General features: G+C 53.0%; 2 protein-coding genes, 2 tRNA genes and 1 pseudogene. 2 read left to right on the forward strand and 3 right to left on the reverse strand.

The annotated features are described in order from the left end of the window. Positions 1-70 precede the first annotated feature (70 nt). Positions 71-763, forward strand: a pseudogene (locus ACSZO4_RS25265) (EAL domain-containing protein); the annotation flags it as partial. A gap of 107 nt (positions 764-870) precedes the next feature. Here ACSZO4_RS25265 and ACSZO4_RS25270 read toward each other — a convergent pair. The 3 genes from ACSZO4_RS25270 to ACSZO4_RS25280 all read right to left on the reverse strand — a co-directional run bounded on the left by ACSZO4_RS25270 (position 871) and on the right by ACSZO4_RS25280 (position 2674). After that, positions 871-946, reverse strand: a tRNA-Asn gene (locus tag ACSZO4_RS25270). A gap of 111 nt (positions 947-1057) precedes the next feature. After that, positions 1058-2512, reverse strand: coding sequence for an EmmdR/YeeO family multidrug/toxin efflux MATE transporter (locus ACSZO4_RS25275; protein ID WP_437891839.1), 1455 nt, complete (start codon positions 2510-2512; stop codon positions 1058-1060). A gap of 69 nt (positions 2513-2581) precedes the next feature. Further along, complete coding sequence (locus ACSZO4_RS25280; protein WP_437891840.1) at positions 2582-2674, reverse strand: DUF5951 family protein; 93 nt, start codon at positions 2672-2674, stop codon at positions 2582-2584. A 6-nt stretch (positions 2675-2680) separates the two neighbouring features. Here ACSZO4_RS25280 and ACSZO4_RS25285 point away from each other — a divergent pair. Continuing rightward, a tRNA-Asn gene (locus ACSZO4_RS25285) sits at positions 2681-2753 on the forward strand.

A 2753-nucleotide genomic window follows, 5' to 3' on the forward strand; every position in this document is an offset into this window, starting at 1 on the left:
CGGGCATCGTGAAAAATCTATGGCAAAGAAAGCCTTATGTTCTCATAACTGACGATTAAATCGCACCTTCCTTAAATATCAACCGATTTATTCACCCCTCACTGAAACAATCGTTGGCGTTGAAGCATTATTGCGTTGGCATGATCCCTTTTTTGGCCGTATTGGGCCTGAAACACTGCTGGGACTGGCGTCTTCAAACGGCCTGATGGATACCCTTTCAGGGTATGTGATTAAAAAAGCCATCTCGCAAATGGCTGGTTTAATGAAAGACCATATTCTTTTTTTGAGCCTTAACCTTGCACCAGCCGACCTTATTTCCGGGACCAGCGCCAGCATATTATTTAGCGAACTTATCCGTCACCACCTGCCGCCGGGTTCCATTATGCTGGAGCTCACCGAAGAGCAATGCAGTCGTCCTGATACGCTGGCTAAACAAGCGGCACGCCTGGCACAGCGAGGCTTTCAGCTTGCGCTGGATGATTTTGGCAAGGGTTGCTCCAATTTTGACCGGTTGCTGAGTCTGCCGGTCTCGACTGTTAAGATCGATCGAGATTTGACGCAGACTCTTTTCAGCCAGGGACCACGGCAAAAGCAGATACTGGGGATTTGTCGCTGTCTGTACCAGCAGCCGAACAGGGTTATCTTTGAGGGGATTGAAACTGAAGCACAGTCTGCGTTTATCGCAGAGCACTTCCCCGATGCCTGGCGCAGGGATGGTACTTTGCAAAAGCGATGTCGCCTGAGAGTGTGCGCCGCCTCCTGACGCAGCAGCAGTAGAACACACGCCGCTACAGGCAGTGGATAGCGCATCTGGCGGGTTCCGCAAAGCAAAAAGCCCGCTTAAGTTTCCTTAAGCGGGCTTCTTAAATATGGCTCCTCTGACTGGACTCGAACCAGTGACATACGGATTAACAGTCCGCCGTTCTACCGACTGAACTACAGAGGAATCGTGTGAACGAGGCGAATATTAACGACGCCACCTTCCCTTGTCAAAGGCTGTTTTCACAAAAACGATCGTTTGCCGATTTATTCTCCACTCTGTGGGAAAATGAAGCGGTTACGTCTTTTCTGCGGGTTGTTTGGGGTATTTCCACAGCCAGCGTCCGCTCACCATACTCCAGTAGAACAATACGCCACGCACGGCCCAGTCAAGCACCATCCCAAGCCAGACACCGACAACGCCCATCCCGAGCATAATACCGAGCGTATAGCCTGCCACCACGCGACAGCCCCACATACCCAGCATCGAGACCCACATGGCAAAACGTGCATCGCGCGCGCCCTTCTGGCCCGCCGGCAGTACCCAGGATGCCGCCCAGATGGGCATAAACGCGGCATTGAGCCATAAGAGGGTCTTAACCACCTCTTTTACATCTTCTTCATGGGTATAAAACGACGCCAGCAGCCCGGCAAAAGGTGCCGTTCCCCAGGCAATGAGGGTCAGTATAATGGTCGACAACCAGAAGACGTGACGTAGCTGGCGTTCAGCCTGGCCGCGCTGCCCTTTGCCCAGGCGCTTGCCGGTGATGATGGTTGACGACGCCCCGAGGGCGTTACCCGGCAGATTAATCAGCGCCGCCACCGAGAAAGCGATAAAGTTCCCGGCAATAACGTTGGTTCCCATCCCTGCCACAAACATCTGGGTCAGTAATTTGCCGCCGTTAAACAGCACTGATTCAATACTTGCCGGGATCCCAATCCCCATGACTTCCCAGATAATGGCGAAGTTGAGCGGCTTAAAATAGCTTTTCAGGGTGATGCGTAGCGCCGGGTTAAAGCCAATCATCAGCACCCAGATAATGGCGACGGCGCCGATGTAGCGCGAAATCGTTAATCCCAACCCGGCACCGGCAAATCCCATTCCCGGCCAGGAGAAGACGCCGTAAATCAGGACGCTACTAATCACAATATTGAGGATGTTCATCCCGCCGTTAATCAGCAGCGGAATTTTGGTGTTCCCTGCCCCGCGCAGCGCTCCGCTACCAATCAGCGTAATAGCCGCCGCCGGATAGCTGAGCACCGTCAGTTCCAGGTAGGTCAGCGCCAGCGCTTTAACCTCCGGCGTTGCCGCTCCGGCGATAAAGTTGATTATCTGCGCGCCGAAGTAGTGGATCACCGCCGCCAGCAAAATGGCGAACAGGGTCATAATCACCAGAGACTGGCGGGCGGCTGCCCTTGCCCGTCGTTTATCCAGTTTGCCGAGGCTAAAGGCCACGACTACCGTCGTCCCCAGATCGATCGCCGCAAAGAACGACATCACGACCATGTTGAAGCTGTCCGCCAGGCCCACTCCGGCCATGGCTTCTTTCCCGAGCCAGCTCACAAGGAAGGTACTGAGTACCCCCATCATCAGGACGCAGGTGTTTTCAAGAAAAATAGGTATAGCGAGCGGTGTGATTTCTCGCCAGAAGAGGACTTTGTAGCTCTTGCGTTTGGCGTACCATGGCGTGCGCATGACGGCCTGGCGTATTGGGGCGACGACGTTCAAAATTGACCTTAGAGAGAGAAAGATGAAACTTCATTTCAAATGATGGGGGAGATTTGCTTATCCTGCAAAGCATTTCCAAAAAATTGTCGTTAATTACAGCAAAATGACGCGTTTTGCGACAGTTGCACAAATGGGTGGGAATTGGGGTTTGACAAAAGATTTTTCGCCGCTAAGATACGACTCCACACCGATTCCTCTGTAGTTCAGTCGGTAGAACGGCGGACTGTTAATCCGTATGTCACTGGTTCGAGTCCAGTCAGAGGAG

It is taken from the genome of Phytobacter sp. V91, from assembly GCF_965644225.1.
Lineage (GTDB): Bacteria > Pseudomonadota > Gammaproteobacteria > Enterobacterales > Enterobacteriaceae > CBFFRJ01.